This is a genomic window from Helicobacter felis ATCC 49179 (assembly GCF_000200595.1).
Lineage (GTDB): Bacteria > Campylobacterota > Campylobacteria > Campylobacterales > Helicobacteraceae > Helicobacter > Helicobacter felis.
In genome coordinates, this window is the sequence record NC_014810.2 from 1,178,045 (window position 1) to 1,202,886 (window position 24,842).

Genomic DNA, 24,842 nt, shown 5'->3' on the forward strand with positions numbered 1-24,842 from the left:
AGACTTTTTGGAGAGATGTCCGAGTGGTTGAAGGAGCACGCCTGGAACGCGTGTAAGGTGCAAGCCTTCAAGGGTTCAAATCCCTTTCTCTCCGCCACTTCTCAAATCCCTATGATGTAAGATAAAGAAAGAATAAATAATATTATCTAGCTGTTTAGAAATGTTAACAAAAAACGATCAAAATTAGATTAGAATCCGCGCGTTGATAGCTTGGCTACCAATAGAAATTCAATAAGGAGTTTAGGATGAAACTAACGCCTAAAGAACTAGACAAGTTAATGCTCCATTATGCGGGCAGATTGGCAGAAGAACGCTTGGCGCGTGGTGTGAAACTCAATTACACCGAAGCGGTCGCGCTCATTAGCGCGCGTGTGATGGAAAAGGCGCGTGATGGTAATAAAAGCGTGGCGGATTTGATGCAAGAAGGCAGGACTTGGCTTAAAAAAGAAAATGTGATGGACGGCGTAGCAAGCATGATTCATGAAGTGGGGATTGAAGCTAACTTCCCCGATGGAACCAAGCTTGTAACTATCCACACTCCGGTAGAGGATAATGGCAAATTAGCCCCCGGCGAGGTCTTCTTAAAAAATGAGGACATTACTATTAACGCCGGCAAAGAAGCCATTAGCTTGAAAGTGAAAAATAAAGGCGATCGTCCTGTGCAGGTGGGATCACATTTCCACTTCTTCGAAGTGAATAAGCTCTTGGACTTCGATCGCGCAAAAGCTTTTGGCAAACGCCTAGACATTGCATCTGGAACAGCGGTGCGCTTTGAACCCGGGGAGGAAAAAAGTGTGGAACTCATTGACATCGGCGGGAATAAGCGCATCTATGGCTTTAATTCTTTGGTGGATCGCCAAGCCGATGCCGATGGTAAAAAACTCGGCTTAAAACGCGCTAAAGAAAAAGGTTTTGGGTCTGTAAACTGCGGTTGTGAAGCGACTAAAGATAAACAATAAGGAAAAACCATGAAAAAGATTTCACGAAAAGAATATGTTTCTATGTATGGTCCCACTACCGGGGATCGTGTTAGACTCGGCGACACTGATTTGATCTTAGAAGTGGAGCATGATTGCACCACTTATGGTGAAGAGATCAAATTTGGGGGCGGTAAAACTATCCGTGATGGGATGAGTCAAACCAATAGCCCTAGCTCTTATGAATTAGATTTGGTGCTCACTAACGCCCTCATTGTGGACTATACGGGCATTTACAAAGCCGACATTGGGATTAAAGACGGCAAGATTGCAGGCATTGGCAAGGCAGGCAATAAGGACATGCAAGATGGCGTAGATAATAATCTTTGCGTAGGTCCTGCTACAGAGGCTTTGGCAGCTGAGGGCTTGATTGTAACCGCTGGTGGCATCGATACGCATATTCACTTTATCTCTCCCCAACAAATCCCTACTGCTTTTGCCAGCGGGGTTACAACCATGATTGGAGGAGGCACAGGACCTGCGGATGGCACGAATGCGACCACCATCACTCCCGGACGCGCTAATCTAAAAAGTATGTTGCGTGCAGCCGAAGAATACGCCATGAATCTAGGCTTTTTGGCTAAGGGGAATGTGTCTTACGAACCCTCTTTACGCGATCAGATTGAAGCAGGGGCGATTGGTTTTAAAATCCACGAAGACTGGGGAAGCACACCTGCAGCTATTCACCACTGCCTCAATGTCGCCGATGAATACGATGTGCAAGTGGCTATCCACACCGATACCCTTAACGAGGCGGGCTGTGTAGAAGACACCCTAGAGGCGATTGCCGGGCGCACCATCCATACCTTCCACACTGAAGGGGCTGGGGGTGGACACGCTCCAGATGTTATCAAAATGGCAGGGGAATTTAACATTCTACCCGCCTCTACTAACCCGACCATTCCTTTCACCAAAAACACTGAAGCCGAGCACATGGACATGTTAATGGTGTGCCACCACTTGGATAAAAGTATCAAGGAAGATGTGCAGTTTGCCGATTCGAGGATTCGCCCCCAAACTATCGCGGCTGAAGACCAACTCCATGACATGGGGATCTTTTCTATCACCAGCTCCGACTCTCAGGCTATGGGACGCGTAGGCGAGGTGATCACACGCACTTGGCAGACAGCAGACAAAAACAAAAAAGAGTTTGGGCGCTTGAAAGAGGAAAAAGGCGATAACGACAACTTCCGCATCAAACGCTACATCTCTAAATACACCATCAACCCCGCGATCGCGCATGGGATTTCTGACTATGTGGGCTCTGTGGAAGTGGGCAAATACGCCGACCTCGTGCTTTGGAGTCCGGCTTTCTTTGGCATTAAGCCCAATATGATTATTAAGGGCGGATTTATTGCGCTCTCTCAAATGGGCGATGCCAATGCGTCTATTCCCACCCCTCAGCCCGTCTATTACCGTGAAATGTTTGGACACCATGGGAAAAACAAATTCGACACCAATATCACTTTCGTGTCCCAAGCGGCTTACAAGGCAGGGATCAAAGAAGAACTAGGGCTAGATCGCGTGGTATTGCCAGTGAAAAACTGTCGCAATATCACTAAAAAGGACCTCAAATTCAACGATGTGACCGCACATATTGATGTCAACCCTGAAACCTATAAGGTGAAAGTGGATGGCAAAGAGGTAACCTCTAAAGCAGCAGATGAATTGAGCCTAGCGCAACTTTATAATTTGTTCTAGGAGGCTAAGGAGGGGGATAGAGGGGGTTAATTTAGAGGGGAGTCATTGATTTACTTTGCTAGTTTATAATGGATTTAAGAGAGGTTTTTTTTCGTGTTTTATACCGCGTTGAAACCCTCAAATCTTTACCAAAAGGATGGTAAATGTTAGGTCTTGTGTTATTGTATGTTGCGGTCGTGCTGATCAGCAACGGAGTTAGTGGGCTTGCAAATGTGGATGCCAAAAGCAAAGCCATCATGAACTACTTTGTGGGGGGACTCTCCATTGTGTGTAATGTGGTCGCTATCATTTATTCCACTTTCCACCCCACCCCCCCTGCAACTGGTCCAGAAGATGTCGCGCAGGTGTCTCAACACCTCATTAACTTCTATGGTCCAGCGACTGGTCTATTGTTTGGTTTTACCTACTTGTATGCTGCCATCAACAACACTTTCAATCTCGATTGGAAACCCTATGGCTGGTATTGCTTGTTTGTAACCATCAACACTATCCCAGCGGCCATTCTTTCTCACTATTCCGATGCGCTTGATGATCACCGCCTCTTAGGAATCACTGAGGGCGATTGGTGGGCTTTCATTTGGCTTGCTTGGGGTGTTTTGTGGCTCACTGGTTGGATTGAATGCGCACTTGGTAAGAGTCTAGGTAAATTTGTTCCATGGCTTGCCATCGTCGAGGGCGTGATCACCGCTTGGATTCCTGCTTGGCTACTCTTTATCCAACACTGGTCTTGATAGAGTGTGCCACTTGCTAGTAGAGCGCGTGTTGGGCAATCTTAAAGGGGGAGCTAGTTCCAAGAGGCTAGATTTTATAGATTTGGAGTGGTTTGATGCCCAAAAAAGAATGGGGCGTTTTACCTCCCAACAAGGCGCAGAGATTGTTTTAAAGCTTAAAAACCCTCCTAAGTTGGGTTTGAGCGATGGGGATATTCTCTTTGAAGATGCCCACTCTCTGATCGCGATCAATATTATTCCTACCGAAGTGATCTGTATCTACGCGCGCGACTACGCCCAAGTGGCTAAAATTTGTTACGAAGTGGGCAACCGCCACGCCTCGCTTTACTACGGCGAGCAAGATTTGAGTTTTAAAACCCCATTTGAAAAACCCCTTAAAATCCTTTTTGAAAAGCTGGGGGCAAGGCATGAGGTTTTAAAAAGCAAATTGGATAGCTCTAGACGCATTAGCGTGAGCGCACCCCATGCCGATCCGCTAGGCTCAACCATGCCCTTAAAATTCCAAGACAGCGATCAGCTCACCATCATTAAAAGATAACCATGCAAACAGATTTCATGCTCTTACAAATCAACGATGCCATGTTTCCCATTGGCTCTTACACGCATTCCTTTGGGCTAGAAACCTATATCCAGCATAAAGAGGTTTTTGACAAAGCAAGCGCGCTAGCTTACATGCAGGCTTTCTTAAGCACACAATTTTTATACAGCGATTTACTCAGCTTGAAGCTAGCCTATACTTATGCTAGGGAGAACGCGCTAGAACCCCTACTACGTATAGAAGAGCGCATCGCGCTAGCCACTCCACCCCTAGAATTGCGCAACGCGAATCAAAAGCTAGGGAGTCGTTTTTTAAAAACCCTCATGGCATTGAATTTACCCCCCCATGCCTTTTTCCACACCTACACCCAACAAAGCACCACTCCCACGCATGCGACCGGCTATGGTGTGTTTTGCGCCTGCTTTGACTTGGATTTAGAAATAGCCCTCAAGCACTATCTTTATGCGCAGAGTTCTAACGCGGTGATCAACTGCGTAAAAACCATCCCTCTAGCCCAAAATGACGGGCAACGCATTTTATTAGCCCTACAAGAGAGCTTTGTAGAAATTTTACAAACCCTAGAGGGCTTGGACGAGTCGTATCTGTGTGCGGCAAGTGTGCATAACGACATCAAAGCGATGCAACACGAGCATTTATACTCCAGACTTTATATGTCTTAACACTATTTAAAAAGGATTATCATGGTTAAAATAGGGGTTTGCGGGCCTGTGGGCAGTGGCAAAACGGCGTTGATCGAGGCGCTCACCCGCGCGATGAGCCAAGAATACAGCATCGGGGTGATCACCAACGATATCTACACCAAAGAGGACGCAGAGTTTTTATGTAAAAATTCGGTCATGCCCAGAGAGCGCATTATTGGGGTAGAAACTGGGGGATGTCCGCACACTGCCATTAGAGAGGACGCGTCCATGAACTTGGAGGCGGTGGAGGAGTTGCATGCCAAATTCCCCGATATTGAACTCATGTTCATTGAGAGTGGAGGGGATAATCTCTCCACCACCTTTAACCCCGAGCTAGCTGACTTTACGATCTTTGTGATCGATGTAGCAGAGGGAGATAAAATCCCACGCAAGGGCGGACCGGGCATCACGCGCTCCGATCTGCTCATCATCAATAAGATCGATCTAGCTCCCTATGTGGGTGCGGATTTGGGCGTGATGGAGCGTGATTCTAAGAAAATGCGCCCCAACAAACCCTTTTTATTCACCAATATCCGCTCTAAAGAGGGCTTGGACGCGGTGATTAGCTGGATCAAAAAATACGCCCTGTTAGAAGACTAATGGAGCACAAAACTACCTACGCCCAAGCCTCTAAACTCTATTTGAGGACGGCGATCGGAGCACATGGGCGTTGCGTGATCGCAGATAACTACTTTAGTCCTCCCTTTAAGCTCATGCCTCCCTTCCATGAAAAAGGCGCGCTGAGTGAGATCATGCTTTTAGTCGTGGGGGCGGGCATGCTGAAGGGCGATGCGCAGGATATTAAGATCGAAATAGGCAAGGGTTGCCAACTCAAACTCTCTTCTCAGAGTTTTGAAAAAATCTTTGATACGGAAGATGGGTACGCTAGCCGTGATACGCATGTGGTGGTGGAAGAAAACGCTTTGTTAGATTTTTCCCCCCTACCCATCATTCCCTTTGCCAACGCGCATTTTAAAAACCACACGCAAATCGTGCTACACCCTCATTCTGAGTTGCTCTATAGCGAGATCATGGCAGCAGGGCGCATCGCGCACGGGGAAGCCTTTGCCTTTAATAAAATCCATTCCACGCTTGAGATCTGTTACCAAGACTCCCAAAATTGCCAACTCCTCTTTGTGGATAACACGATTTTAGACCCCGCGCGCATGGAACTAACCAACCCATGCATGTTCGATTCTTACACCCACTATCTCAATATGCTCATCTTCACCAAGCGGCTAGCACAAGAGGCGATCCAAGCCCTCTTAGAAGAGTCTAAGCTCAATGGCGGGCTCAGTGCTCTGCCCTCCCGCTTGCCTCAAGAATACAGCAGTCTGTGCCTCAAAGCCCTAGCCTGTGGCTCTGAACCCTTGCTCAATCTACGCGAAGCGATCTCTGCCCTACTCTAGGGGAACAGGGCATGCTCCACCTCTCTTCAATGCGCCCAAATTTCCAAATCCCATAAGAGATTGCCCACACCAACACAAACACGCCCACAATGTAGTAACCCAAATGTTCAAAATCCAAGTTTTGGATATAACCTAACAAACCGCCAAACTCCCAATGCATTTGGGCACTCAACATTTGGAAGAGCTGGATAGTTCCAATCCCCAAAGCCACAACCACCCCCAAACTCGTGATGGTAATGTTGTAATAAATCTTGCGCACAGGGGTTTTAAACGCCCAATCATAAGCTTTCACCATAAAAATCCCATCGCAGGTATCAAAGAGAGTCATTCCTGCAGCAAAGGCAAGAGGCAGGGCCAACATTCCTAAAATGCTGATTTCAAAGGTCGTGCTTGCTAAAGCCAAGAGAGCAATTTGGCTAGCCGTGCCAAAACCTAGTCCAAAGAGAAAGCCTACAGGAAAGACATGCCAACTTTTAGAAATGAAGCCAAACAAAAAGCTAAAGAAGCGTTTCATCAGACTATTTTCATCAAGCATGGTTTCTAAAGCCTCTTGACTGTGCTTGTTTCCACGGCTAGCATGCAAGACTTTAAAGAGGTCTATCAAGATAAAGGTGTTTAAAATACCCACTAAGAGCAAGAAAACGCCCGCAATGCCCATGCCAAGTGCTCCACCGATTTCTTCTAAGAGAGGGGCGTGTTGCTTGATCCAATGAAAGGCAACAGCACTCACAATAGTTACCAAAATCACTACGCTAGAATGCCCTAAAGAAAAGTAAAAGCCTACGCCCATAGCATCTTGTTTTTGCTGGGTAAGTTTGCGCACGGTGTTATCAATGCAGGCAATATGATCGGCATCAAAAGCGTGGCGACTCCCCAAGATGTAAGCGGTGAGAGCCGTGCCATAGAGGGTTGCATTGTCTGCTAAAACCAATAAGATAATAACCAATAAGTGCAAGAATGTAATGACCACGCCATAAGGTAACCAAGCATACATGTTAGAATCTCCGTATTTTTCGCAAATTCTAACATGATAACCATTATTATTTATCAGTGTTGTCTAAAAAAGCGTAAAAAGCGTGTATTTTTTACCCGCTTAGGCCACACCCCCACTCCACCTCTCTTCAATGCGTCCAAATTTCCAAATCCCATAGGAGATCGCCCACACCAGTAAAAACATCCCCACCAAATAATAACCCAAATCCCCAAAATCTAAATTTTGAATATAGCCCAGCACCCCACTAAGTTCCCAATGCATTTTTTCGCTCAACACTTGGAAGAGTTCTACTAAGCCAATGACTAAAGCAACAACCACTGCTAGGCTCGTGATAGTGATATTGTAGTAAATCTTGCGCAAGGGGGTTTTAAACGCCCAATCATAAGCTTTCACCATAAAAATTCCATCGCAGGTATCAAATAAACTCATCCCAGCGGCAAACAAGATTGGTAAGGAGAGCATGCCTACAACACTCATTTTAACCGTGGCATTGGCTAGCCCTAAGAGCGCGATCTCGCTAGCGGTGTCAAAGCCCAGCCCAAAGAGAAATCCGATGGGATAAATATGCCAACTTTTAGACACAAAAGCAAACAGGGGTTTGAAGAAGCGATTCATCAAGCCACGATCCTGTAGCATCGCTTCTAACGCCTCTTGGTTATAATCTTGATTGTTGCGGGTGCGTTGCAAAATCTTAAAGAGATCCACCAAGATCACCGCATTTAAAATACCCACAATCATTAAAAACAAACCAGAGATTAAAGTTCCTATCACCCCTCCTATTTCTTTGAGCATGGGAGTGTGCTGGCTAGCCCATTGCACGGCGAAAGCACTCACAATTGTCATCAAAATTACCACGCTTGAATGCCCTAAAGAGAAATAAAACCCCACACCCATAGCATTTTCTTGCTGTTGAGAGAGTTTACGCACGGTGTTATCAATGCAGGCAATGTGATCGGCATCAAAGGCATGTTTGGCTCCAAACAAATAGGCAAAAGAAGCTGTGGCATAAAATCTAGGATCGTTTGCAATAAAAAGCAAAGCGAAACCAAGCACATGTAAAAATATCACGATGAGCACATAAGGCAACCACTGACGCACAAAACCACCTTGCATTTAATTTTAGTAATATTTTATCATAGAATGTCTTAACGATGCGCATTAACTAAACCATGATAAAGTGGAGAGATTTATTTACAAAAAGAGGAGTTTCTATGGCTGTTAGTTTGAGTAAAGGCGGACGCGTTTCTTTGAGCAAGGAAAAACCCGGGCTCTCTAAAATCCTTGTGGGGCTAGGTTGGGATGTGAATGCTAGCGATACGGGCAGTGCTTTTGATTTAGATGCCTCCGTCTTTTTGACCAATGCGTCTAATAAAGTCAATGACGAAAAAGATTTTGTCTTTTATGGAAATCTCTCTAGTCAAGATGGCTCTGTAGTGCACACCGGAGACAATAGGACGGGTGCTGGCGAAGGCGATGACGAGGTGATTAAAATCGATCTCTTAAAAGTGTCTAGCAATGTTACAGAAATCCATGTTGTGGTAACCATCCATGAAGCTGATGTGCGTAAGCAAAACTTTGGCATGGTGCGTAAGGCGTTTGTGCGTGTGGTGGACGAAAACGATGGGCAGGAAATTGTGCGCTACGATTTAGAAGAAGATTTTTCTGTAGAAACCGCTTTGAACTTTGGCAGACTCTACCGCGGCGAAGGCAATGAATGGAAATTTGCGGCTGTGGGCACGGGCTTTAAGGATGGATTGGCAGGCTTTTGTAAAGAATTTGGCGTAGCGGTGAGCTAGGATAAGGGCATGGCAGTTAATCTAGTCAAGGGGCAAAAAATTTCGCTCAAGAAAGAGGATGGAGGCGCGCTTAAGGTCTTTTGCGTGGGGGCTAATTGGGGTGCCATCAGCAAAAAAGGCTTTTTTGGCAATACCAAAACTGAGGCAGTGGATTTAGATTTGAGCGTGGCCCTCTTTGGAGAGCAAAAAAACTTATTAGATTGCGTGTATTTTGGTAAGCAAAGTGCTCCGGGGATTCGGCATAGTGGGGACGATCGCACCGGGGATGTGGGAGGAGATGATGGACTAGATAACGAGGTGATCAACATCGCCCTAGATAGCCTAGACCCCGCCGTGCATCAAATTGTCTTTATGCTCAATTCTTATACGCATATTGATTTTAATAAAATCCCCTTTGCGAGTATCCGCCTTTATGAGGGTAGCCCTGATCGCGTTAATAGCGTGTTTGCAACCTACAATGTCGCTAAAGACGCGACTTTTGCGGGCAAAGAGGCCATGATTTTGGGCAAGCTCTACAAACGTAATGATGAGTGGAAGTTTAGTGCCATTGGCGAACCTACTGCGGACGATAAGCTAGAAAATCTTTTAGTCCGCTCCGTGCCCAAATATCTTTGAGAAAACCTCACCTCAACCCCAAGCTTTTAAAACGGCTTTTTATAGCCGCCTCGATTCGGCGTTGGAATGACCAAGCTTGCCCGGTCGAGTTTAGCGAACTGGATAAACAAGCGCATAAGGCGATGGTGGTGATCTTGCTTGCCAAACATGCGCGCGAATCTGTGAATTATTCCCGCCTCATCACCTACTTTTTTTACGAATTTTTAAATCGTGTGGTGCTCACCGATATTAAACCCCCTATTTATTATAAACTTTTAGAAACGCACCGCCAAGCCTTGGCCGATTATGTACAAAGAGAGTTGGAAGAAGAATTACGGGGATATGCGCTTTTTGAGGATTTGCACGCGTATTTGTGCCACCCTCCACAAGATTTAGAATTTACCCTTTTAAGAGCAGCACACCATTATGTTTCTGCATGGGAGTTTAGCCTCATCTACGATTCTAACCCTAGAATGTATGGGGTGCAAGAGATTAAAGATAGCCTAGATAATGCCCTCTTGCAAGATGGAGAACACCTAAGCCAAGTCCCCCATTTAAAACTGCTCGCCTCCATGTTTGCCCAGCTACGCTTCCAAAAGCGTTGGAGTCAAACCCCCCGCGTGCCCCCTACCAGCGTGCTAGGGCATGCCCTCTATGTCGCGCTGTGCGCCTTTTTACTGAGCTTTGACCTGAACGCGTGTGAGAGCATGCGTATCAACCACTTTTTAGGCGGACTCTTCCACGATTTGCCTGAGATTTTGACCCGCGATATTATTTCGCCCATCAAGCACGGGGTGGAGGGCTTGGATGCGTATCTCAAAGAAATCGAAGTCCAAGAGATGGAAAATAAACTTTTGCGCTATGTGAATCCTGAATTGAGGGCGGATCTGCTCTACTTCACCCAAGAGGAATTTAAAGATCGCTATCTCGACCCACAGAGCAAGCAAACCCGTATTGTGGACTTAGACACTCTATGGGAAACCTATAACCACAATGAGTATCAGAGTGTGTGCGGGACTCTCTTAAAAATTTGCGATCAACTCAGCGCATTTATCGAGGCCCAGATGTCTATAGCGCATGGGGTGCGTAGCGATGTGCTGGTATGTGGAGCCGAAAAGATACTGAGCAAATACGCCCATAAATCTATGTGTGGCGTGAATATGGGGGCTTTGTTTGGCGATTTTGCATGCGATGGGTCTTGTTCTTAGTCACATGGCTACAAGGAGCTGCAGTCATCACCCTAGACACCCAAGCTAACGCCAAACTCGCCACTTCTAACGCCAATGAAAGCACCATCATCGCCAAATTACAAGAGAGCTTGCGCCTTTATGGGCATTTGCTTGAGCAGGCTAAGGGTCAGTTAGCCACTCTTGAAACCGCGCGCAAAACTTTAGAACGCTCTGAGGCTTTTTTGCATGCTAGTAGTCTTGCCCCTCAAGAGAGCATGCTAGCACATTTGCAAACCCAACTTGAGCAAGCTCAAAAACGCCAAGCAAATTTTAATATGCTCGCACAACGCTATAGCGATTTAGAAAAACGCCATTATGCCACGCTCCAGCAAAAATGTCCTTGGCTGGACTTTGAGAGGGGAGAAATTAGAGGGCATTCCAAACAGGCTCAAAGCGCGCAAATTCTTTTAGAAAACTTGGAGCATAATCCACAAAACGCGCCTCTTACAGGCTTTGCTCGTGCGTTTTTTCTGTGTGAGGCAAGTTTACAAGACCAAGCCCAGCAAAACCAAGATCATAGAGTCAAAGAAATGCAAACTGCCTTGTTAGCTGGAGATTTTAAACGCTATAGCGCGCTTCAGACACTATACGATCGCGCGCGCTTTAATTTACAAGAGGCGCAACACGCCCGCCTACAATCTAATTTAGCGTCTTTATTCACACGCACACAGCAAATGCGCGCGTTCTTCTCTCCTAATGCCCTGCAAACGCGCCTGCAAACCCTGCACGCCACTTTGGCTAGTCAGCTTCAAGAGGCTCAAGACCCCATTGAACAAGCCCAAGCTTATAGCCAATACACCCAACAAGCCCAAGCCCTACAATTAGAATTGTTGCTTGAGATGACGCGCCAACTGCATTTTCTCAACGAAACAATGGCAATGGGGATGTCTTTTTTGAGCACAAGATTGGTTAATTCTGCGCATTTTCCGCTCAATGCCTATGGTTTTCCTGCATGGAGCCCTTAAGGCATTTTAGTTAGAATGTCCTATTTTTCTTAGGAGGCTGTTTTGCGTGGGTATTTTTGCGCTGTGATGCTCTTAGGGTGGGATTTTTGTATGGCACACCCTAAGAGCGGATTCTTCTTAGAGGGAGGGTTTATGACGGGCATGTTAGATAGCGTAGAAAATATTCGTCAAAAACCTCTTTGCCCGTTGGGTGTCCTTTGCGCTCAAGTGTTGATGCAAAACGCTTCTGCCTTGTTTACAAACACAGATATTACCAGCCCTGCCATACGTTTTAGCACCACCGCTCCTGTAAAAATTAACTTAGGTCCTAAAGGATTGGAAATTAAAAACTTCCTGCCCTATACGTTGAGCAATGTGGACATCTATATGAAAACGCCACAAGGAAATCAAATCAAAGTCGCAAGTGTGCCTTACCTACCTAAATTCACACAAACTTATATCAAACCCGATCTCTTGCCCGCTTTAGCTAACGCACCCCTTAACTCTAGCTTTAGTGTTCAGGCTACCCATGCTTCCGACCCCACCACGCAAAATGTTTTAAATGCCTTAAGTCAAATCAGTGTCAATTTGAATTTGGGTTTTCTTAAAGCTCCTGATTCTAAGTGGCTTACTCCCACTCCTCAGCAAGCCAAAGAGCTTACAGATGTTATGCTTAATCTTGCGTACTTGATCAGCTCGCAAGATTTTGCAGATAATGTTTTAAAGGCAAAGTTTTGTTTTTATGACAGTGTGGACAATAATAAAAAACCCGTAACAATTCCAGCTCAAACAGTGCTAGACACCTACCGCGCTAATGCGAGTTTTGGATTGGCTGTATTGAGTCCTGTAGCAGGGAAGGAAAGCATTGATGGATTGGCCAGCCCTAGTATTTTTGGAGTCCAACCAAACTTGATCAATCCAAAATCTGTAAACACATGGACAAATTACAAAAGCGGTTGGCAATGGCCTATGGAAGTGATCTTACACGAATTTGGACACACAAAGGGCTATGGACATGAGGGCAACATGACTTATGGCAAAAAAAATAATGGCAAAGATGAGGGTTTAGTAGAGCTAGGGATCAAGGCATGGAAACAATTAGGAGAGGCTAACAAGCTCCCCATCAATTACACCCAAATCGCTCAAGTGCCAAATCCTATTTACAATTCCAGCTTTATACAAGCCCTTTCTCATTCTCTACCCTCTGAGGGTGTGAGCACGGACGCGATGGTGGGTTTCAATCTCAAAAGTGGTTACCAGCAGTATTTTAATAATGTAGTGGGTTTGTCTTACTATGGCATCGCCAAATACAACTTTTCTAAACGTCTGGGCTATATCAAGAAGATTTCACAAGTGGGGCTGGGTGCGGGTATGGATATTTTGATAGATTTTAAAACCACTTATAAAACCCATTATACCTATCTCAAAAAGAAAAAGAAGCGCGTTAAAATCTCTAAAAAAACTTTCCAAAGTGCCTTTGGGATTTTTGGAGGTGTGCGGGCGTTGTGGGACATGTATTTTTTAGAGACAATTTTTTTTAATGCGTGGAATTTAGAGGCGACCACGGGCTTTAACTACCGCTACAAGCACTCCAAATACAGCATCGGAGCATCTTTCCCCCTGCTACAAAAACCCCTACACTTTACTATTAATACAAAGAATTTAATGGGAAGTATGACTCTCTATGATGGCGTGCGCCATTTTAATGTATTCTTTAACTATGGTTGGGTGTTTTGATCACTTGCCTAAACAAAATTGCGAAAACATAGAATCTAACATTTCTTCGACATTATAGGGCTGAGTGATAGTAGCCAAAGAGTTGAGCGCATCTTGTAGATGGTAGGAAAATAGCTCGAGTTCTTGGGTTGCTAGCAAACTTTGTGCATGGTTGAGGTGGGAAATCGTAGACTCTAGGGCTTGTTGTTGGGCTAGGGAAGCACAGATAAGCGTGTCATGCGGATTGTCTTCTAAAAGAGGTGTCAGGGCTTGGCGCAGAGATTGGAGGCAGTGGGTGGGGTTGGTGGTGCTTAGTGTGAGGGCACTAGAAAACTTGCCTTGCAGGAGGTTTAAAACTTCTTGCGTGTCTAATTGCGCAGGGCAATCGCTTTTGTTAAAAACCACAATGATATTTTTGGCGTGTTCTAAAAGAAGGGCGATCACTTGCCTATCTTGACTTTCTAAGGGTGTGGAGAGATCAAAGATAGCTAGGACGATATCACTCTCCTGTAAGCTTTTAAGACTTTTAGCAATCCCTAGTTGTTCGATAGCATCTTGCGCTGTGCGGATTCCAGCCGTGTCGATGAGCTTAAGGCTTATGCCCTGCAATTCTAGGTATTCCTCAATGGTGTCTCTAGTCGTGCCCGCTATAGAACTCACCAGCGCGCGATCCTTGAGTAACAGCGCATTCAGAAGGGAACTTTTACCCACATTGGGTTTTCCTACCAAACCAAGACAATACCCCTCTATGCGGGCATTGCGAGAAACATCTAAAGTGTTTTCTAGTTTGGCTAGAATGGCTTGTAGCTGGGCGTGCATACGGGGATATAAGTCTAAAGGCAAATCTTCCTCGGCATAATCGATAAGCGCTTCACTGCTAGCTAGTAGAGCCAAAATATCATGGCGGGTGTGTGTTACAAAATCCCTAAGTTCGCCTTTAAGTTGCCGTGCCATCGCCTTGACCATGCGCGCGCTATTAGCCTCTAAAAGAGTGCCTAAGGCTTGGATTTGTGAAAAGTCCATCCGCCCATTCAAAAAAGCCCGTTTGCTAAACTCGCCCCCCTGTGCTAAACTCGCCCCGGCCTGCAAACAAGCCTGCAAGATCAGCTTGGCTACCACCACCCCTCCATGGCATTGGATTTCTACCACATCCTCACCCGTGTAGCTGTGTGGGGCTTTAAAATAAAGAGCTAAACTCTGATCCAAAAGATCGCCCTGTTGGTCATAAATGCACACCAAAGTCGCCCTTCTGGGGCTAAAATCGAGCTTGTGGGTGAGGGCGCGCAAAATCGCAAGACTATCCGGGCCACTGATTTTGATAATAGAAATTGCTGCGCGCCCGGGCGAAGTGGCGATAGCAGCAATGGTGCTAGGATTGGGGTTTGTAGAAATCATTCACCACAACACAACATTGGCCACCTACTTTATTCTGACAGCTGACATATTTATTTGGAAAGGTCTCTCGCAGGCGTTTTAGGGCAATGTGTAACAACACACCATCTAAAGGCTTGGTTTTAGCCTTGCCCACCTCATGGACCATCATAATCACACTTTGAAGATAATTTTCAATCATCTCTTCTTGCTCTTTGAGAAAATTAGCTACCTCTAAGCGGATATTGTAGCCGTATTTGGGATGTATCCAATTAAAAAGCAAGTAGGAAAGAGCGTTGTAGCGGTATCCCTTTTCCCCAATGAGCAAGGCGCAATCCTGCCCATCAATTTTGATCAAAAGAGTCTGGGTGTCGTAGAGCTCCACCTTAATCGAATCGATTTGATAGGGAATGCAGGAGAGCAAGGCCATTAATTCGGTTTGGATTTCTGTAATTTTATCCGTAGGACTAGAGGGGGAAACCTCTTTAGGCAAAGGAGGAGGGGGGGGAGGGGGAGCTGGAGGCGGGTTTTTTTGCTTGAGGCGCACTTGTAAGATGGCTTCTTTTTTGCCAAAGCCCAAAAAGCCTTTGCTAGGGACTTGAACAATGTCGTATTCCAAATCGCCAATCGGACAGGCTAATTCTATAGAAGCCTTCAGCAGAGCTTTTTCTAAACTAGGAGCGGTGATGGTGATCATCTAAAGCCTTGCGCACAGATTTATGCGCTTGGATTTCTTGCGCTTTTTTGCGATCTAGCATTTGATTAATACCCCATTGCTGTAGGATTGAGAAAAGATTATTAATGGTCCAATAAAGGACTAAACCAGCCGGGAAAGTGATCAAAAATAGGGTGAAAAAGAGAGGGAGCATTTTAAAAATCTTGGCCTGTGTGGGGTCTGTAATCGTGCTGGGGGTGAGGACTTGTTGGGCATACATAGAGATTCCCATTAAAATGGGTAAAATAAAATAGGGGTCCATCAAAGAGAGATCATGAATCCAAAAAATCCATTCCGCGCTTTTGAGCTCGACAGCGTTGTAAAGCACGCGGTAAATAGCAAAGAAAACTGGGATTTGTAAGAGTAGGGGCAAGCATCCCCCCAAAGGGTTAGCCCCGTGTTTTTTATAAAGTTGCATCATATGCATTTGGAGTTTTTGCGGGTCGCTTTTGTATTTCTCTTGTAATTCCTTCATTTTGGGAGTCAAGTCTTTGATCTTTTGCATACTCACCATACCCTTATAGCTCAAAGGATAGAGGATAATGCGTATGATGAGGGTGAGTAAGATGATTGCCCAGCCCCAGTTATGTGTGTAGCGATATAGATAATCCAAGAGCAAGAACACCGGTTTAGCAAAAAAGGTAATCATTCCATATTCGATCACATCGGTAAGCATGGGGGAAATTTGCTCTAGTAAGCGGTGATCTTTAGGCCCGATATAGCCGTGCAAATCAGCATTGCCTTTTAAAGAGACAAAAGGGAGAGGGTTTTTCGTACCTGTTTGGCTATCTATAATAGTTGCAAGAGGAGTAGTAGAGAAAAATAAAGAGGTGTAATAGCGATCTACGCTAGCGATAAAAGCAATGTCTTTAAATGATTTGGCTTCTTTAATATCCCCATCCTCGATCTTTTCTAACTTTTTCTCTTGTGTGCCTAGCAACACCCCATGAAAAGCATATCCATCGTCATCAGCTACCGGGCGGCTTCCGTTGGAAAGAATGTAAGCAGTATTTACGGAGGTTTTGGGGAGAATTTCTACTTTGAGATCGTAACTTAAATTAGTGTGGAAGGTTAATATTTTTTTGACAACCACTTGTGAGAGTTCTTGGGTGAGAGTTAGGGTCTGTGTGTCATCGGTAAGTTTTAGATCGTTGATCGAGGTTTTATAAGGCGTGTGAAAAGCTTCTTGATTGAGTGTGCTATCTACAAAGCGCAATTCAAGAGGTTTGAGCGCTCCTTCACCCAAGAGAGGAAGTTTTTCTAGGGGTTTTAGAGGTTTGTGATTCATTCCCATAAGACGTTTAACATGATCGATAAAGCCCTCATCTTTATGCGTGGTAAATTTTTTATCTTTGAGATAAACCTGTGCAATGCGCCCTAAAGCATCGATTTCAATTTCTATAGAGGGAGAGTGAATATGCGCAATAATGGGGGTATTATCCAGTGGAGCTTGAGGAGTGGGTGTGCTTTGCGCTAGACTAGGGGCAGAGGGGGCTTGAGTGGTGCTTATAGAAGGAACTTGTGTTTTTTGAGGAGTTTGAAAAAAATAAGTGTAAATGGCGAGAAAGAGGAAAGAGAGGGCGATTGCTAGAATAAGGCGGAGGTTATTTTCTTTCACTATGAACCTTCAAAATGTAGTAGGGCACTGGGTTTGTGGAGTTAATGGGAACTAGGTAATACAAAGGCGCAATGGGAGGGCTAAAAATAGGAGTTAAGGGTCTTGTGCCTAAGGGGTAATCGATGCCACCTTTGTGGTAAGGATGGCAACAGAAGATGCGCCTTGTGATTTTCAAGAGGGCTTTCCCAAGTGATTCGTGAGGCAAGAGCCAAAGAGCATAGGTAGAACAACTAGGGTAAAAGCGGCAACACCTGCCCTTGAGAGGCGATAACCATTGATAAAATCTCAAGATGGTGTAAAAAATCTTAGAGACCATGATGCCTCTTAGTCCTCTGAGAAGCGCGCGAAAACAGGCATTGCCGGATATGATCCTGTAAGGTTATATAAGGAAGTTGGTGCAAACCCGCCTTGGCTACAAATACGATTGCTTGGGGGGTCTTGAGAGGCAAATGCTGAAAAATCGCGCGCACCCGTCTTTTAATTAAATTTCTCTGCACGGCATTTCCGACTTTTTTAGACACACTCAAACCCAATACAGATTCTTGGATGCCTAAAAAGTGCCTATGTGTAGAATTTAAAGGGAGGGTATACAGCATGAAAAGTCCATGGTGTTTTTTGACACCCTTTTTATAAACATAACTAAACTGACGACTGGTTTTTAAAGACACCACCATTAAACGGCGAGTTTTTTGCGGCCCTTTGCTCTTCTAGCTTTGATCACCTTGCGTCCGTTCTTGGTTTTCATGCGCGTTAGAAATCCATGCGTGCGTTTGCGAGGCGTATTATGGGGTTGGTAAGTGCGTTTCATTATCTGTCCTTTTTAATCAAAGTGCGCATTTTAGCCAATGTCGGCTAAAAACTATCTAAAGCGCATTAGGGATTTTTGTTTTTGTCTTCCACTAAGATGTAGAGTTCATTGAGCTTATGGGTCTGCAAAAGATCCACTACCTTAACGAAGCTATCTAAATTGCTGTTTTTATCGCCCTGCAGAATAATAGGGGTGTCTTTAGCGTATTTAGATACGCTCTGTTTGAGCGTTTCAAAACTCACCTTCTTTTTGTCTAGGTAAAATTCACCCTTGCGTGAGATAGCAATGTTTACCTGCTTTTTATGCAACACATCTTGGGATTTATCCGAACTCTGATCCACTTTGGGGATGTTGATAGGGAGCTTAGAAGTGGAGACAAAAGAGGCAGTGGTGAGCACGATCACCAAGAGCACCAGCATGATGTCAATGAAAGGCACCACATTCATCGAATCGATTTTTTTCATAAATCCGCCTAGTCTACATCTAAACGATTATAGGAAGCTTCTTCTTGTGCGGGGTGGTGGTAAATATCCCACTTAGTAACAATAATTTCACTTTTGCGCACCAACATGTTATAGATCACTACTGAAGGGATGGCCACAATCAAGCCCATGCCTGTCGCTTTGAGCGCTAGGGCAAGTCCCACCATAATTGCCTTAGTGTCCACAGAGCCCGTAGAACCTAACTCAATAAAAGTGATCATAATCCCCGTAACCGTGCCCAAAAGACCAATATAGGGCGCATTAGAGCCGATGGTAGCCACTAAAGTCAAGCGGCGGTGCAAATCCAATTCAAGCTTGCGCTTGTCATTGTAATCATCTACGCGCACGGTAGCATAAAACCATACCCGCTCGATTCCAATGGCGATCACAATCACGGACAAAAACGCCAAAAACCCTAAAATGCCATAATCTATCATGTCCTTCATCATCATGCTTTGCATCAAAATCCCTTAGAATGATTTTTAAGTGCCATTTTTGCGTCTATTTCTAACGCTTTCTTTTTCATGCTTTCCCTCTTATCATGGAGTTTTTTACCCTTTACTAACGCTATTTGAAGTTTGGCTCTATTTCTCTGGTTGAAATAAAGTTTCAAGGCAACAATACTCAAGCGTTGTTGACCTACTTGAGCAAACCATTTAGCGAGCTGTTTTTTATGTAAAAGCAATTTACGCACCCGCGTTTCCTCAGGCTTATAATGAACATTGGCTGTCTTGAGATGTGAAATATGCATGCCAAATAAAAACGCTTCGCCTCGCACGATCTTAACAAAGTTATCCTTGAGATTCACTCTGCCCGCGCGGATGGCCTTAACCTCAGAGCCCACTAAAACAATACCGGCCTCTAAGGTTTCTAAGATTTCATAGTCAAAGAAAGCTTTTTTATTGCGTGCAATTTCTCTCACGCCTCTTCCTTGAGTCTAAAAAAACTGCTCCCACTACCGCTAAAAAACCATTTAAACTGAGGGTCTAAACCCGCTTCAAACTCTCTAAGAGTGGGATAGAGAGTTGTAGCAGGGCGGTAAAGATCGTTGAGTGTGGATTGTGTAAAATTTTTCAAGAGATCGGCACTGCGCGTGGCAGACCACGATTCCCCTGTTTTTGTAGGTGGAGGGAGAGAATCAAAAGCCTGATACACTTTTGGTGTTTCACAAGCGGTATTTAAAGGTGTGCAAATTTCTATGGAGATAGGGTTTTCCTCAAAAGACTCGACCACTTCTCCAAAGTGGTAGACATTTGCGCTTGAAAAACCCGAGATAAAAAAATTCACATCGCTCCCTACTTGTGCGCCAATATCATAACACTGCTCTAAACTCAAACCTAACTCCAAATGCGTATTAAGTTCTTTTAAAAGCACTCCAGCATCAGCACTCCCCCCCCCAAGCCCTGCACCTACAGGGATATTTTTTTGCACCTCAATACTGAGTTGTTCTAAGCAAGACGCTAGGGAGGGTTTTAGATAATTTTTGAGGATTTGTAGCATTTTGTAGATCGTATTTTGAGACAAGGAGCAGTTAAAATCGCCCTTAAGTGAAAAGCAAGAAGAGGGTTTTACGGCTATCCAGTCTTTAAAGCTATCTTTGACTAATGCAAGCCTAGAGATAAGAGTGTGATAACCACCCTCACGACCAATAAGCTTTAAAAAAATATTGATCTTGGGAAAAACCTCAAATTCAAAGGCTTTCACGACAATTTGCCTAACCGAATAGACTTTCCAATACCTGCTAAAATAGAATCATCCACACTCTCGGAAGCCTTTTTATTTTCTGTTGCGATCGCTTCTTTGAGTTCAGAACGCAAAATAAGTGTCCGGAGCGGGGCCTGAAACCCCAATTTTACACTTCCCTTGTCAATAGAAATGACCTTAAGGTAAATATCTTCACCAATGACAACCCCCTCTCCAAGCTTTCTAGCTAGAATCAACACTGCATTAAATCCTAGTCATTTGTGATCTGAATTGTTTCCATCACATCGCCTTGTTGCAGAGAATCCAAGACCTTAAGACTCTCCGCATCCTCAATTTGTCCAAAAACCGTATGCTCACCATCTAAATGAGGTTGGGGTGCAAAACATAAAAAGAACTGACTTCCCCCCGTGTCTCTGCCCGCATGCGCCATGCTCAACGCTCCTCTTTTATGCTTGTGAGGGTTATTTTGCACTTCACACTTAATACGATGATCTGGTCCGCCTGTGCCTGTACCAAAAGGGCAACCCCCTTGTGCGACAAACCCGGCAATCACGCGGTGAAAGCTCAAGCCGTTATAAAAACCCTCCTTGGCTAAAGTGGCAAAATTGCTCACAGTCTGAGGAGCGTCTGCGCCAAACAAGCGAATCTTAATTTTTCCTTTATTTGTAAGAATGGTAGCATAGCCATAAGTAGCAAGTGCTTTAGGATCGATCTTATAAGTTTTAAGTGGTTTCATTATTATACCTTCATTGCTAAATAATCAGGGCATTTTACCGATTTGAGCTTAAAATCATATGGGTTTGTGCAGATGTTGCGACTTTGTGCTTTGTTATCTCTCTTGGTTTTAGGCATGTCTGCTGAAGGACTGAATGCCTCCCTCATTCATAGATCATCTCCCACTTCTACACCTCCAACTAAGAAAAAAAAATCTCCTCCTCGTCGTTTAAGTGCCATTCCTCAATGGATTTATAGCAGTGTGTTTCTGACAGCTTATTTTGACGATGGCCACTACAAACAAGGTTATGCTCTCTTGCTCCCAAACGGGCACTATCTTACTGCGTCCACCCTTGTTTTTGACCGGGGCATGTATGCCCAAACTATCATGGCCAAAATGCAAGATGATAGCGCGCCTATGCTCATTTGTGTGGCCCGTTTGCGCGTTAAAGCCATCGATCGCAACCGGGGTCTTGCGTTGCTCTCCACCCATGTATTTACTAACGATGGTTGCCAAATTAGGCCCGAGAGCTACTACCATGCACGTATTTATAGAAAATACGCACAGAATCCTTTGGAACAAACAGCTTCCCCTACATTCCCCCTCTATTATCCTCAAGTGAATCCAAAGAATGCTTTTCAAATTCAAGCTTTATCCATCTCCCTTAAATCCATTAAGATTCCCTATGGCCGTCCTCTTTTTGGAGCTAATGGCGTTTTTGCCGGCCTAATCAGTGCAAATGAGCGCAACGCATGGGTTATCAAAAAAGAAACCATACTAAGCTTTTTAAAAACCCTCAAAGAACGCAAACTTTTCTAAACAGAGTTTTCTTTTGTTTTGCCTTAGGCACGCTTTTTAAGCTCATCAAACAAGAGCAGACAAAAGGGTTTGTTCTGCCTTGAGTGTTGCAAGCCTGATAACCCTGTGTAGGCGCGTTTTAAGATTTTCTTAATAACGATGGTGGCATGTTTTAGCCTTTAAGCCACCTTTGTAGTGTGGTTTAGGGATCATTGCGTGTTTAAGTAGCGTTGCGAAAATTTTTCTAAACTAAAGGGAATCTGTTTTAATGCTTTTTGGATGCCTGTTTCTATGATGGGTGCGCTGTAAATATAACCCTCTTGCTCTTTGCGGTTTTGGAAGAAACGCCCAAAGGGATCGAGCATCAAGTAAGAATGTGTTATCTCATCGTTGTTTTCCGAGCTGATGATCGAGGCGAATTGTTGGTGTCTATCTAAAAATGCTTGAAATTCTTTATCATTGATCGCCAAACTTCGATCGATGATGGGGAGCATTTTAAAAATTTTCCATTTGTGGGGCTGGACGCTTTGAATAAAATCCCCAAGGTATTCCCCATAGTTGTATGAATTGACAACCGTATTAATTTTTAATTGCATTTATTGCATTTGGGGATTGCACGCGCGAGTGGAACTAATATCCGCTTTAATTTGTGCGATATCCATTGCTTTTCTCTTAATGCCACGCCCAATGGCTGTGTTCGTCGTGGCATTTAGGGAGTCTACACTAAAGCCAATGGTTTCAAAATAGGTTGCAATGAGTTCGTGTGAAGTACCCAAATGCTAAAGACATTTGGGCTTCCTTGGCCGATGTTGCCCGTAGGGAGAGTTTGGTTCTCGCTCTGTGCCCTATAGTAGGGATTTTACAGAGTTTGAGCTCCAACGCATTCCCTACAGGTCTCACACATCGTATCTCCAAAGGCGTAACTTTCGGCACTTCCTGCCGTAGATACAAATGTACGCAGGCATTATACCACGAATTAGTGGCATTCATCCCACCCGCTAAAGACGAGTGGGATTTCTGCCGAGGAGTCTTAAACGCTGATTTAAAAGACTACCATTAGTGATGGCAGATAAATGCATGTTTCTAGCCTTGGCTCCTTGCAGGATGTGTAAAAGTGGTTTTGAGTATAAAAATATTTCACCGCCCACCAAGTTGAGACGCAAAACCTTAAAATCCAGCAAAGAGGGCAATTACGAAATTTCCTCTAAAAGAAGCCCCACTTTGAAGGGCATATGCAAGATCTCTTTTTGATCATGTCTTGTCCATTTTGCAAAGCAATACTTACCTGGAAATTACAAGCTTCTGTGATATGCCAATTGATAGTGAGGGTATCCACATAACGACCTTTAGGCATTTTTAAGTTATAAAATCCCAATCTCAAGTCAGCTTCAATTCTAGATCGAAACAATAAATTGAGATTTAATGTTACGAATAAAACAAAGAGGCTGGACTACACAAACCCCTTCAATACTTTAAGCCCCCCTTAAGCTTTAAAATCCTATAATCGCGTTTTGCCAAAGTTAAGGCTGTTGAAAAAGCTAAAACTTCATACGCAACGATCTTTGACATTTAAGCAAGAGAGTCTTGTAGCCAAAATTTGTTTTTTGATTTTTGTTTTTGGCTAAAGAACTCTAGTTATTGACACAACTTGTCTATACAGAGTAATCTTGTGTGCTTGTAGAGAAATCTATGAGCACAGAGCCAGTTTAGGATTTAAACTTTATGGAGAGTTTGATCCTGGCTCAGAGTGAACGCTGGCGGCGTGCCTAATACATGCAAGTCGAACGATGAAGCCTAGCTTGCTAGGCGGATTAGTGGCGCACGGGTGAGTAACGCATAGATGACATGCCCTTTAGTTTGGGATAGCCACTAGAAATGGTGATTAATACCAAATACTACCCTACGGGGGAAAGATTTATCGCTAAAGGATTGGTCTATGTCCTATCAGCTTGTTGGTGAGGTAAAGGCTCACCAAGGCTATGACGGGTATCCGGCCTGAGAGGGTGAACGGACACACTGGAACTGAGACACGGTCCAGACTCCTACGGGAGGCAGCAGTAGGGAATATTGCTCAATGGGCGCAAGCCTGAAGCAGCAACGCCGCGTGGAGGATGAAGGTTTTAGGATTGTAAACTCCTTTTGTCAGAGAAGATAATGACGGTATCTGACGAATAAGCACCGGCTAACTCCGTGCCAGCAGCCGCGGTAATACGGAGGGTGCAAGCGTTACTCGGAATCACTGGGCGTAAAGAGTGCGTAGGCGGGGTTGTAAGTCAGATGTGAAATCCTATGGCTTAACCATAGAACTGCATTTGAAACTACAACTCTGGAGTGTGGGAGAGGTAGGTGGAATTCTTGGTGTAGGGGTAAAATCCGTAGAGATCAAGAGGAATACTCATTGCGAAGGCGACCTGCTGGAACAATACTGACGCTGATTGCACGAAAGCGTGGGGAGCAAACAGGATTAGATACCCTGGTAGTCCACGCCCTAAACGATGGATGCTAGTTGTTGGGGGGCTTTGTCCCCCCAGTAATGCAGCTAACGCCTTAAGCATCCCGCCTGGGGAGTACGGTCGCAAGATTAAAACTCAAAGGAATAGACGGGGACCCGCACAAGCGGTGGAGCATGTGGTTTAATTCGAAGATACACGAAGAACCTTACCTAGGCTTGACATTGAAGGAATCTGCTAGAAATAGTGGAGTGTCTAGCTTGCTAGACCCTGAAAACAGGTGCTGCACGGCTGTCGTCAGCTCGTGTCGTGAGATGTTGGGTTAAGTCCCGCAACGAGCGCAACCCTCTTTCTTAGTTGCTAACAGGTAGTGCTGAGCTCTCTAAGAATACTGCCTGCGTAAGCAGGAGGAAGGTGAGGACGACGTCAAGTCATCATGGCCCTTACGCCTAGGGCTACACACGTGCTACAATGGGGTGCACAAAGAGATGCAATGCCGCGAGGTTGAGCCAATCTTAAAAACGCCTCTCAGTTCGGATTGCAGGCTGCAACTCGCCTGCATGAAGCTGGAATCGCTAGTAATCGCAAATCAGCCATGTTGCGGTGAATACGTTCCCGGGTCTTGTACTCACCGCCCGTCACACCATGGGAGTTGTGTTTGCCTTAAGTCAGGATGCTAAGGTAGCTACTGCCCACGGCACACACAGCGACTGGGGTGAAGTCGTAACAAGGTAACCGTAGGTGAACCTGCGGTTGGATCACCTCCTTTCTTAGAGAAACCCTTTAAGACTTCGTTGTCTAAAGGCAGGCTCAAGGCTCTCTTGCTTAGGTGTTAAAGATCTTTCAAAATC

Annotated in this window: 28 protein-coding genes, 1 tRNA gene, 1 rRNA gene and 1 pseudogene; 15 read left to right on the forward strand and 16 right to left on the reverse strand. The window is 44.8% G+C overall.

Annotation, left to right across the window (positions count from 1 at the left end; translation table 11 throughout):
- The first annotated feature begins 9 nt into the window (after nucleotides 1-9).
- From HFELIS_RS05970 to HFELIS_RS06005, 8 genes are all read left to right on the forward strand, one after another.
- Nucleotides 10-97 (forward strand) — tRNA-Ser (locus tag HFELIS_RS05970).
- A 148-nt stretch (nucleotides 98-245) separates the two neighbouring features.
- Complete coding sequence (gene ureA, locus HFELIS_RS05975) at nucleotides 246-959, forward strand: urease subunit alpha (RefSeq protein WP_013469645.1); 714 nt, start codon at nucleotides 246-248, stop codon at nucleotides 957-959.
- A 9-nt stretch (nucleotides 960-968) separates the two neighbouring features.
- Nucleotides 969-2,678 carry an urease subunit beta gene (gene ureB, locus HFELIS_RS05980; RefSeq protein WP_013469646.1) on the forward strand — a complete coding sequence of 570 codons (1,710 nt, stop codon included), beginning with the start codon at nucleotides 969-971 and terminating at the stop codon, nucleotides 2,676-2,678.
- Nucleotides 2,679-2,821: 143 nt separating this feature from the next.
- Nucleotides 2,822-3,409 (forward strand): AmiS/UreI family transporter, encoded by a 588-nt coding sequence (locus tag HFELIS_RS05985; RefSeq protein WP_013469647.1) that lies wholly within the window; start codon nucleotides 2,822-2,824, stop codon nucleotides 3,407-3,409.
- A 13-nt stretch (nucleotides 3,410-3,422) separates the two neighbouring features.
- Complete coding sequence (locus tag HFELIS_RS05990) at nucleotides 3,423-3,947, forward strand: urease accessory protein UreE (protein WP_013469648.1); 525 nt, start codon at nucleotides 3,423-3,425, stop codon at nucleotides 3,945-3,947.
- 2 nt (nucleotides 3,948-3,949) lie between these two features.
- Nucleotides 3,950-4,627, forward strand: coding sequence for an urease accessory protein UreF (locus tag HFELIS_RS05995; RefSeq protein WP_013469649.1), 678 nt, complete (start codon nucleotides 3,950-3,952; stop codon nucleotides 4,625-4,627).
- 21 nt (nucleotides 4,628-4,648) lie between these two features.
- Complete coding sequence (gene ureG / locus HFELIS_RS06000; RefSeq protein WP_013469650.1) at nucleotides 4,649-5,248, forward strand: urease accessory protein UreG; 600 nt, start codon at nucleotides 4,649-4,651, stop codon at nucleotides 5,246-5,248.
- On the forward strand, nucleotides 5,248-6,057 hold the full coding sequence (locus HFELIS_RS06005) for an urease accessory protein UreD (protein ID WP_013469651.1): 810 nt from the start codon (nucleotides 5,248-5,250) through the stop codon (nucleotides 6,055-6,057). The genes ureG and HFELIS_RS06005 overlap by 1 nt, the downstream gene beginning before the upstream one ends.
- Here HFELIS_RS06005 and HFELIS_RS06010 read toward each other — a convergent pair.
- Both HFELIS_RS06010 and HFELIS_RS06015 read right to left on the reverse strand, forming a co-directional pair.
- Complete coding sequence (locus HFELIS_RS06010; protein ID WP_013469652.1) at nucleotides 6,023-7,051, reverse strand: HoxN/HupN/NixA family nickel/cobalt transporter; 1,029 nt, start codon at nucleotides 7,049-7,051, stop codon at nucleotides 6,023-6,025. The genes HFELIS_RS06005 and HFELIS_RS06010 overlap by 35 nt on opposite strands.
- 99 nt (nucleotides 7,052-7,150) lie before the next feature.
- Nucleotides 7,151-8,149: a HoxN/HupN/NixA family nickel/cobalt transporter gene (locus tag HFELIS_RS06015; RefSeq protein ID WP_013469653.1), complete on the reverse strand. Its 999-nt coding sequence runs from the start codon at nucleotides 8,147-8,149 to the stop codon at nucleotides 7,151-7,153.
- Between the two features lie 113 nt (nucleotides 8,150-8,262).
- Here HFELIS_RS06015 and HFELIS_RS06020 point away from each other — a divergent pair, with 113 nt between their 5' ends.
- The 5 genes from HFELIS_RS06020 to HFELIS_RS06040 are packed head-to-tail and all read left to right on the forward strand — an operon-like array spanning nucleotide 8,263 to nucleotide 13,351.
- Nucleotides 8,263-8,847, forward strand: coding sequence for a TerD family protein (locus HFELIS_RS06020; protein ID WP_013469654.1), 585 nt, complete (start codon nucleotides 8,263-8,265; stop codon nucleotides 8,845-8,847).
- A 9-nt stretch (nucleotides 8,848-8,856) separates the two neighbouring features.
- Nucleotides 8,857-9,462 (forward strand): TerD family protein, encoded by a 606-nt coding sequence (locus tag HFELIS_RS06025; protein WP_013469655.1) that lies wholly within the window; start codon nucleotides 8,857-8,859, stop codon nucleotides 9,460-9,462.
- A complete protein-coding gene (locus tag HFELIS_RS06030; RefSeq protein ID WP_013469656.1) occupies nucleotides 9,459-10,649 on the forward strand; it encodes an HD domain-containing protein in 1,191 nt (396 codons plus the stop codon). Before HFELIS_RS06025 ends, HFELIS_RS06030 begins: the two co-directional genes overlap by 4 nt.
- Nucleotides 10,640-11,635 carry a hypothetical protein gene (locus HFELIS_RS06035; protein ID WP_041302853.1) on the forward strand — a complete coding sequence of 332 codons (996 nt, stop codon included), beginning with the start codon at nucleotides 10,640-10,642 and terminating at the stop codon, nucleotides 11,633-11,635. Before HFELIS_RS06030 ends, HFELIS_RS06035 begins: the two co-directional genes overlap by 10 nt.
- Before the next feature lie 42 nt (nucleotides 11,636-11,677).
- Complete coding sequence (locus tag HFELIS_RS06040) at nucleotides 11,678-13,351, forward strand: hypothetical protein (protein ID WP_041302854.1); 1,674 nt, start codon at nucleotides 11,678-11,680, stop codon at nucleotides 13,349-13,351.
- Here HFELIS_RS06040 and mnmE read toward each other — a convergent pair whose 3' ends face one another.
- The 12 genes from mnmE to HFELIS_RS06100 all read right to left on the reverse strand — a co-directional run bounded on the left by mnmE (nucleotide 13,352) and on the right by HFELIS_RS06100 (nucleotide 20,764).
- Nucleotides 13,352-14,725, reverse strand: coding sequence for a tRNA uridine-5-carboxymethylaminomethyl(34) synthesis GTPase MnmE (mnmE, locus tag HFELIS_RS06045; protein ID WP_013469659.1), 1,374 nt, complete (start codon nucleotides 14,723-14,725; stop codon nucleotides 13,352-13,354). It abuts the gene before it with no gap.
- The gene (locus HFELIS_RS06050; RefSeq protein ID WP_013469660.1) at nucleotides 14,700-15,398 is read right to left on the reverse strand and encodes a Jag N-terminal domain-containing protein; all 699 of its coding nucleotides are present in this window, start codon (nucleotides 15,396-15,398) and stop codon (nucleotides 14,700-14,702) included. Before HFELIS_RS06050 ends, mnmE begins: the two co-directional genes overlap by 26 nt.
- Nucleotides 15,376-17,034: a membrane protein insertase YidC gene (gene yidC / locus HFELIS_RS06055; RefSeq protein ID WP_013469661.1), complete on the reverse strand. Its 1,659-nt coding sequence runs from the start codon at nucleotides 17,032-17,034 to the stop codon at nucleotides 15,376-15,378. Before yidC ends, HFELIS_RS06050 begins: the two co-directional genes overlap by 23 nt.
- The gene (yidD, locus tag HFELIS_RS06060; protein WP_013469662.1) at nucleotides 17,021-17,350 is read right to left on the reverse strand and encodes a membrane protein insertion efficiency factor YidD; all 330 of its coding nucleotides are present in this window, start codon (nucleotides 17,348-17,350) and stop codon (nucleotides 17,021-17,023) included. The genes yidC and yidD overlap by 14 nt, the downstream gene beginning before the upstream one ends.
- The gene (gene rnpA / locus HFELIS_RS06065; RefSeq protein WP_013469663.1) at nucleotides 17,340-17,708 is read right to left on the reverse strand and encodes a ribonuclease P protein component; all 369 of its coding nucleotides are present in this window, start codon (nucleotides 17,706-17,708) and stop codon (nucleotides 17,340-17,342) included. Before rnpA ends, yidD begins: the two co-directional genes overlap by 11 nt.
- The gene (rpmH, locus tag HFELIS_RS06070; protein WP_013469664.1) at nucleotides 17,708-17,842 is read right to left on the reverse strand and encodes a 50S ribosomal protein L34; all 135 of its coding nucleotides are present in this window, start codon (nucleotides 17,840-17,842) and stop codon (nucleotides 17,708-17,710) included. The genes rnpA and rpmH overlap by 1 nt, the downstream gene beginning before the upstream one ends.
- A gap of 65 nt (nucleotides 17,843-17,907) precedes the next feature.
- A complete protein-coding gene (locus HFELIS_RS06075; RefSeq protein ID WP_013469665.1) occupies nucleotides 17,908-18,306 on the reverse strand; it encodes an ExbD/TolR family protein in 399 nt (132 codons plus the stop codon).
- An 8-nt stretch (nucleotides 18,307-18,314) separates the two neighbouring features.
- The gene (gene exbB, locus HFELIS_RS06080; protein ID WP_104579071.1) at nucleotides 18,315-18,770 is read right to left on the reverse strand and encodes a TonB-system energizer ExbB; all 456 of its coding nucleotides are present in this window, start codon (nucleotides 18,768-18,770) and stop codon (nucleotides 18,315-18,317) included.
- A gap of 14 nt (nucleotides 18,771-18,784) precedes the next feature.
- Nucleotides 18,785-19,246, reverse strand: coding sequence for an SsrA-binding protein SmpB (gene smpB, locus HFELIS_RS06085; protein WP_013469667.1), 462 nt, complete (start codon nucleotides 19,244-19,246; stop codon nucleotides 18,785-18,787).
- A complete protein-coding gene (locus HFELIS_RS06090; protein WP_013469668.1) occupies nucleotides 19,243-20,028 on the reverse strand; it encodes a 4-(cytidine 5'-diphospho)-2-C-methyl-D-erythritol kinase in 786 nt (261 codons plus the stop codon). Before HFELIS_RS06090 ends, smpB begins: the two co-directional genes overlap by 4 nt.
- Nucleotides 20,025-20,267 (reverse strand): carbon storage regulator, encoded by a 243-nt coding sequence (locus HFELIS_RS06095; protein WP_013469669.1) that lies wholly within the window; start codon nucleotides 20,265-20,267, stop codon nucleotides 20,025-20,027. Before HFELIS_RS06095 ends, HFELIS_RS06090 begins: the two co-directional genes overlap by 4 nt.
- 11 nt (nucleotides 20,268-20,278) lie before the next feature.
- Complete coding sequence (locus HFELIS_RS06100) at nucleotides 20,279-20,764, reverse strand: peptidylprolyl isomerase (RefSeq protein ID WP_013469670.1); 486 nt, start codon at nucleotides 20,762-20,764, stop codon at nucleotides 20,279-20,281.
- A gap of 72 nt (nucleotides 20,765-20,836) precedes the next feature.
- Here HFELIS_RS06100 and HFELIS_RS06105 point away from each other — a divergent pair, with 72 nt between their 5' ends.
- Nucleotides 20,837-21,562, forward strand: a complete 726-nt coding sequence (locus HFELIS_RS06105; protein ID WP_013469671.1) for a hypothetical protein — start codon at nucleotides 20,837-20,839, stop codon at nucleotides 21,560-21,562.
- Nucleotides 21,563-21,750: 188 nt separating this feature from the next.
- Here the strand turns inward: HFELIS_RS06105 and HFELIS_RS06110 are convergent, their stop codons facing one another.
- Nucleotides 21,751-22,137, reverse strand: coding sequence for a hypothetical protein (locus HFELIS_RS06110; protein ID WP_013469672.1), 387 nt, complete (start codon nucleotides 22,135-22,137; stop codon nucleotides 21,751-21,753).
- Nucleotides 22,138-22,259: 122 nt separating this feature from the next.
- A pseudogene (locus HFELIS_RS09560) lies at nucleotides 22,260-22,441 on the reverse strand (hypothetical protein).
- Between the two features lie 819 nt (nucleotides 22,442-23,260).
- Here HFELIS_RS09560 and HFELIS_RS06120 point away from each other — a divergent pair.
- Nucleotides 23,261-24,760, forward strand: a 16S ribosomal RNA gene (locus tag HFELIS_RS06120).
- Nucleotides 24,761-24,842: the final 82 nt, after the last annotated feature.

Excerpts from the sequence above, each read along its gene's own strand:
- HFELIS_RS06020 (WP_013469654.1), top strand. The coding sequence starts at position 8,263 with ATGGCTGTTAGTTTGAGTAAAGGCGGACGCGTTTCTTTGAGCAAGGAA.
- mnmE (WP_013469659.1), bottom strand. The coding sequence starts at position 14,725 with ATGATTTCTACAAACCCCAATCCTAGCACCATTGCTGCTATCGCCACT.
- ureB (WP_013469646.1), top strand. The coding sequence starts at position 969 with ATGAAAAAGATTTCACGAAAAGAATATGTTTCTATGTATGGTCCCACT.
- yidD (WP_013469662.1), bottom strand. The coding sequence starts at position 17,350 with ATGGTCTCTAAGATTTTTTACACCATCTTGAGATTTTATCAATGGTTA.
- rnpA (WP_013469663.1), bottom strand. The coding sequence starts at position 17,708 with ATGGTGGTGTCTTTAAAAACCAGTCGTCAGTTTAGTTATGTTTATAAA.
- ureG (WP_013469650.1), top strand. The coding sequence starts at position 4,649 with ATGGTTAAAATAGGGGTTTGCGGGCCTGTGGGCAGTGGCAAAACGGCG.
- HFELIS_RS06110 (WP_013469672.1), bottom strand. The coding sequence starts at position 22,137 with ATGCAATTAAAAATTAATACGGTTGTCAATTCATACAACTATGGGGAA.
- HFELIS_RS06075 (WP_013469665.1), bottom strand. The coding sequence starts at position 18,306 with ATGAAAAAAATCGATTCGATGAATGTGGTGCCTTTCATTGACATCATG.
- rpmH (WP_013469664.1), bottom strand. The coding sequence starts at position 17,842 with ATGAAACGCACTTACCAACCCCATAATACGCCTCGCAAACGCACGCAT.
- HFELIS_RS06010 (WP_013469652.1), bottom strand. The coding sequence starts at position 7,051 with ATGTATGCTTGGTTACCTTATGGCGTGGTCATTACATTCTTGCACTTA.
- HFELIS_RS06100 (WP_013469670.1), bottom strand. The coding sequence starts at position 20,764 with ATGAAACCACTTAAAACTTATAAGATCGATCCTAAAGCACTTGCTACT.
- exbB (WP_104579071.1), bottom strand. The coding sequence starts at position 18,770 with ATGAAGGACATGATAGATTATGGCATTTTAGGGTTTTTGGCGTTTTTG.
- HFELIS_RS06005 (WP_013469651.1), top strand. The coding sequence starts at position 5,248 with ATGGAGCACAAAACTACCTACGCCCAAGCCTCTAAACTCTATTTGAGG.
- HFELIS_RS06025 (WP_013469655.1), top strand. The coding sequence starts at position 8,857 with ATGGCAGTTAATCTAGTCAAGGGGCAAAAAATTTCGCTCAAGAAAGAG.
- HFELIS_RS06105 (WP_013469671.1), top strand. The coding sequence starts at position 20,837 with ATGTTGCGACTTTGTGCTTTGTTATCTCTCTTGGTTTTAGGCATGTCT.
- HFELIS_RS05995 (WP_013469649.1), top strand. The coding sequence starts at position 3,950 with ATGCAAACAGATTTCATGCTCTTACAAATCAACGATGCCATGTTTCCC.
- ureA (WP_013469645.1), top strand. The coding sequence starts at position 246 with ATGAAACTAACGCCTAAAGAACTAGACAAGTTAATGCTCCATTATGCG.
- HFELIS_RS05985 (WP_013469647.1), top strand. The coding sequence starts at position 2,822 with ATGTTAGGTCTTGTGTTATTGTATGTTGCGGTCGTGCTGATCAGCAAC.
- HFELIS_RS06050 (WP_013469660.1), bottom strand. The coding sequence starts at position 15,398 with ATGATCACCATCACCGCTCCTAGTTTAGAAAAAGCTCTGCTGAAGGCT.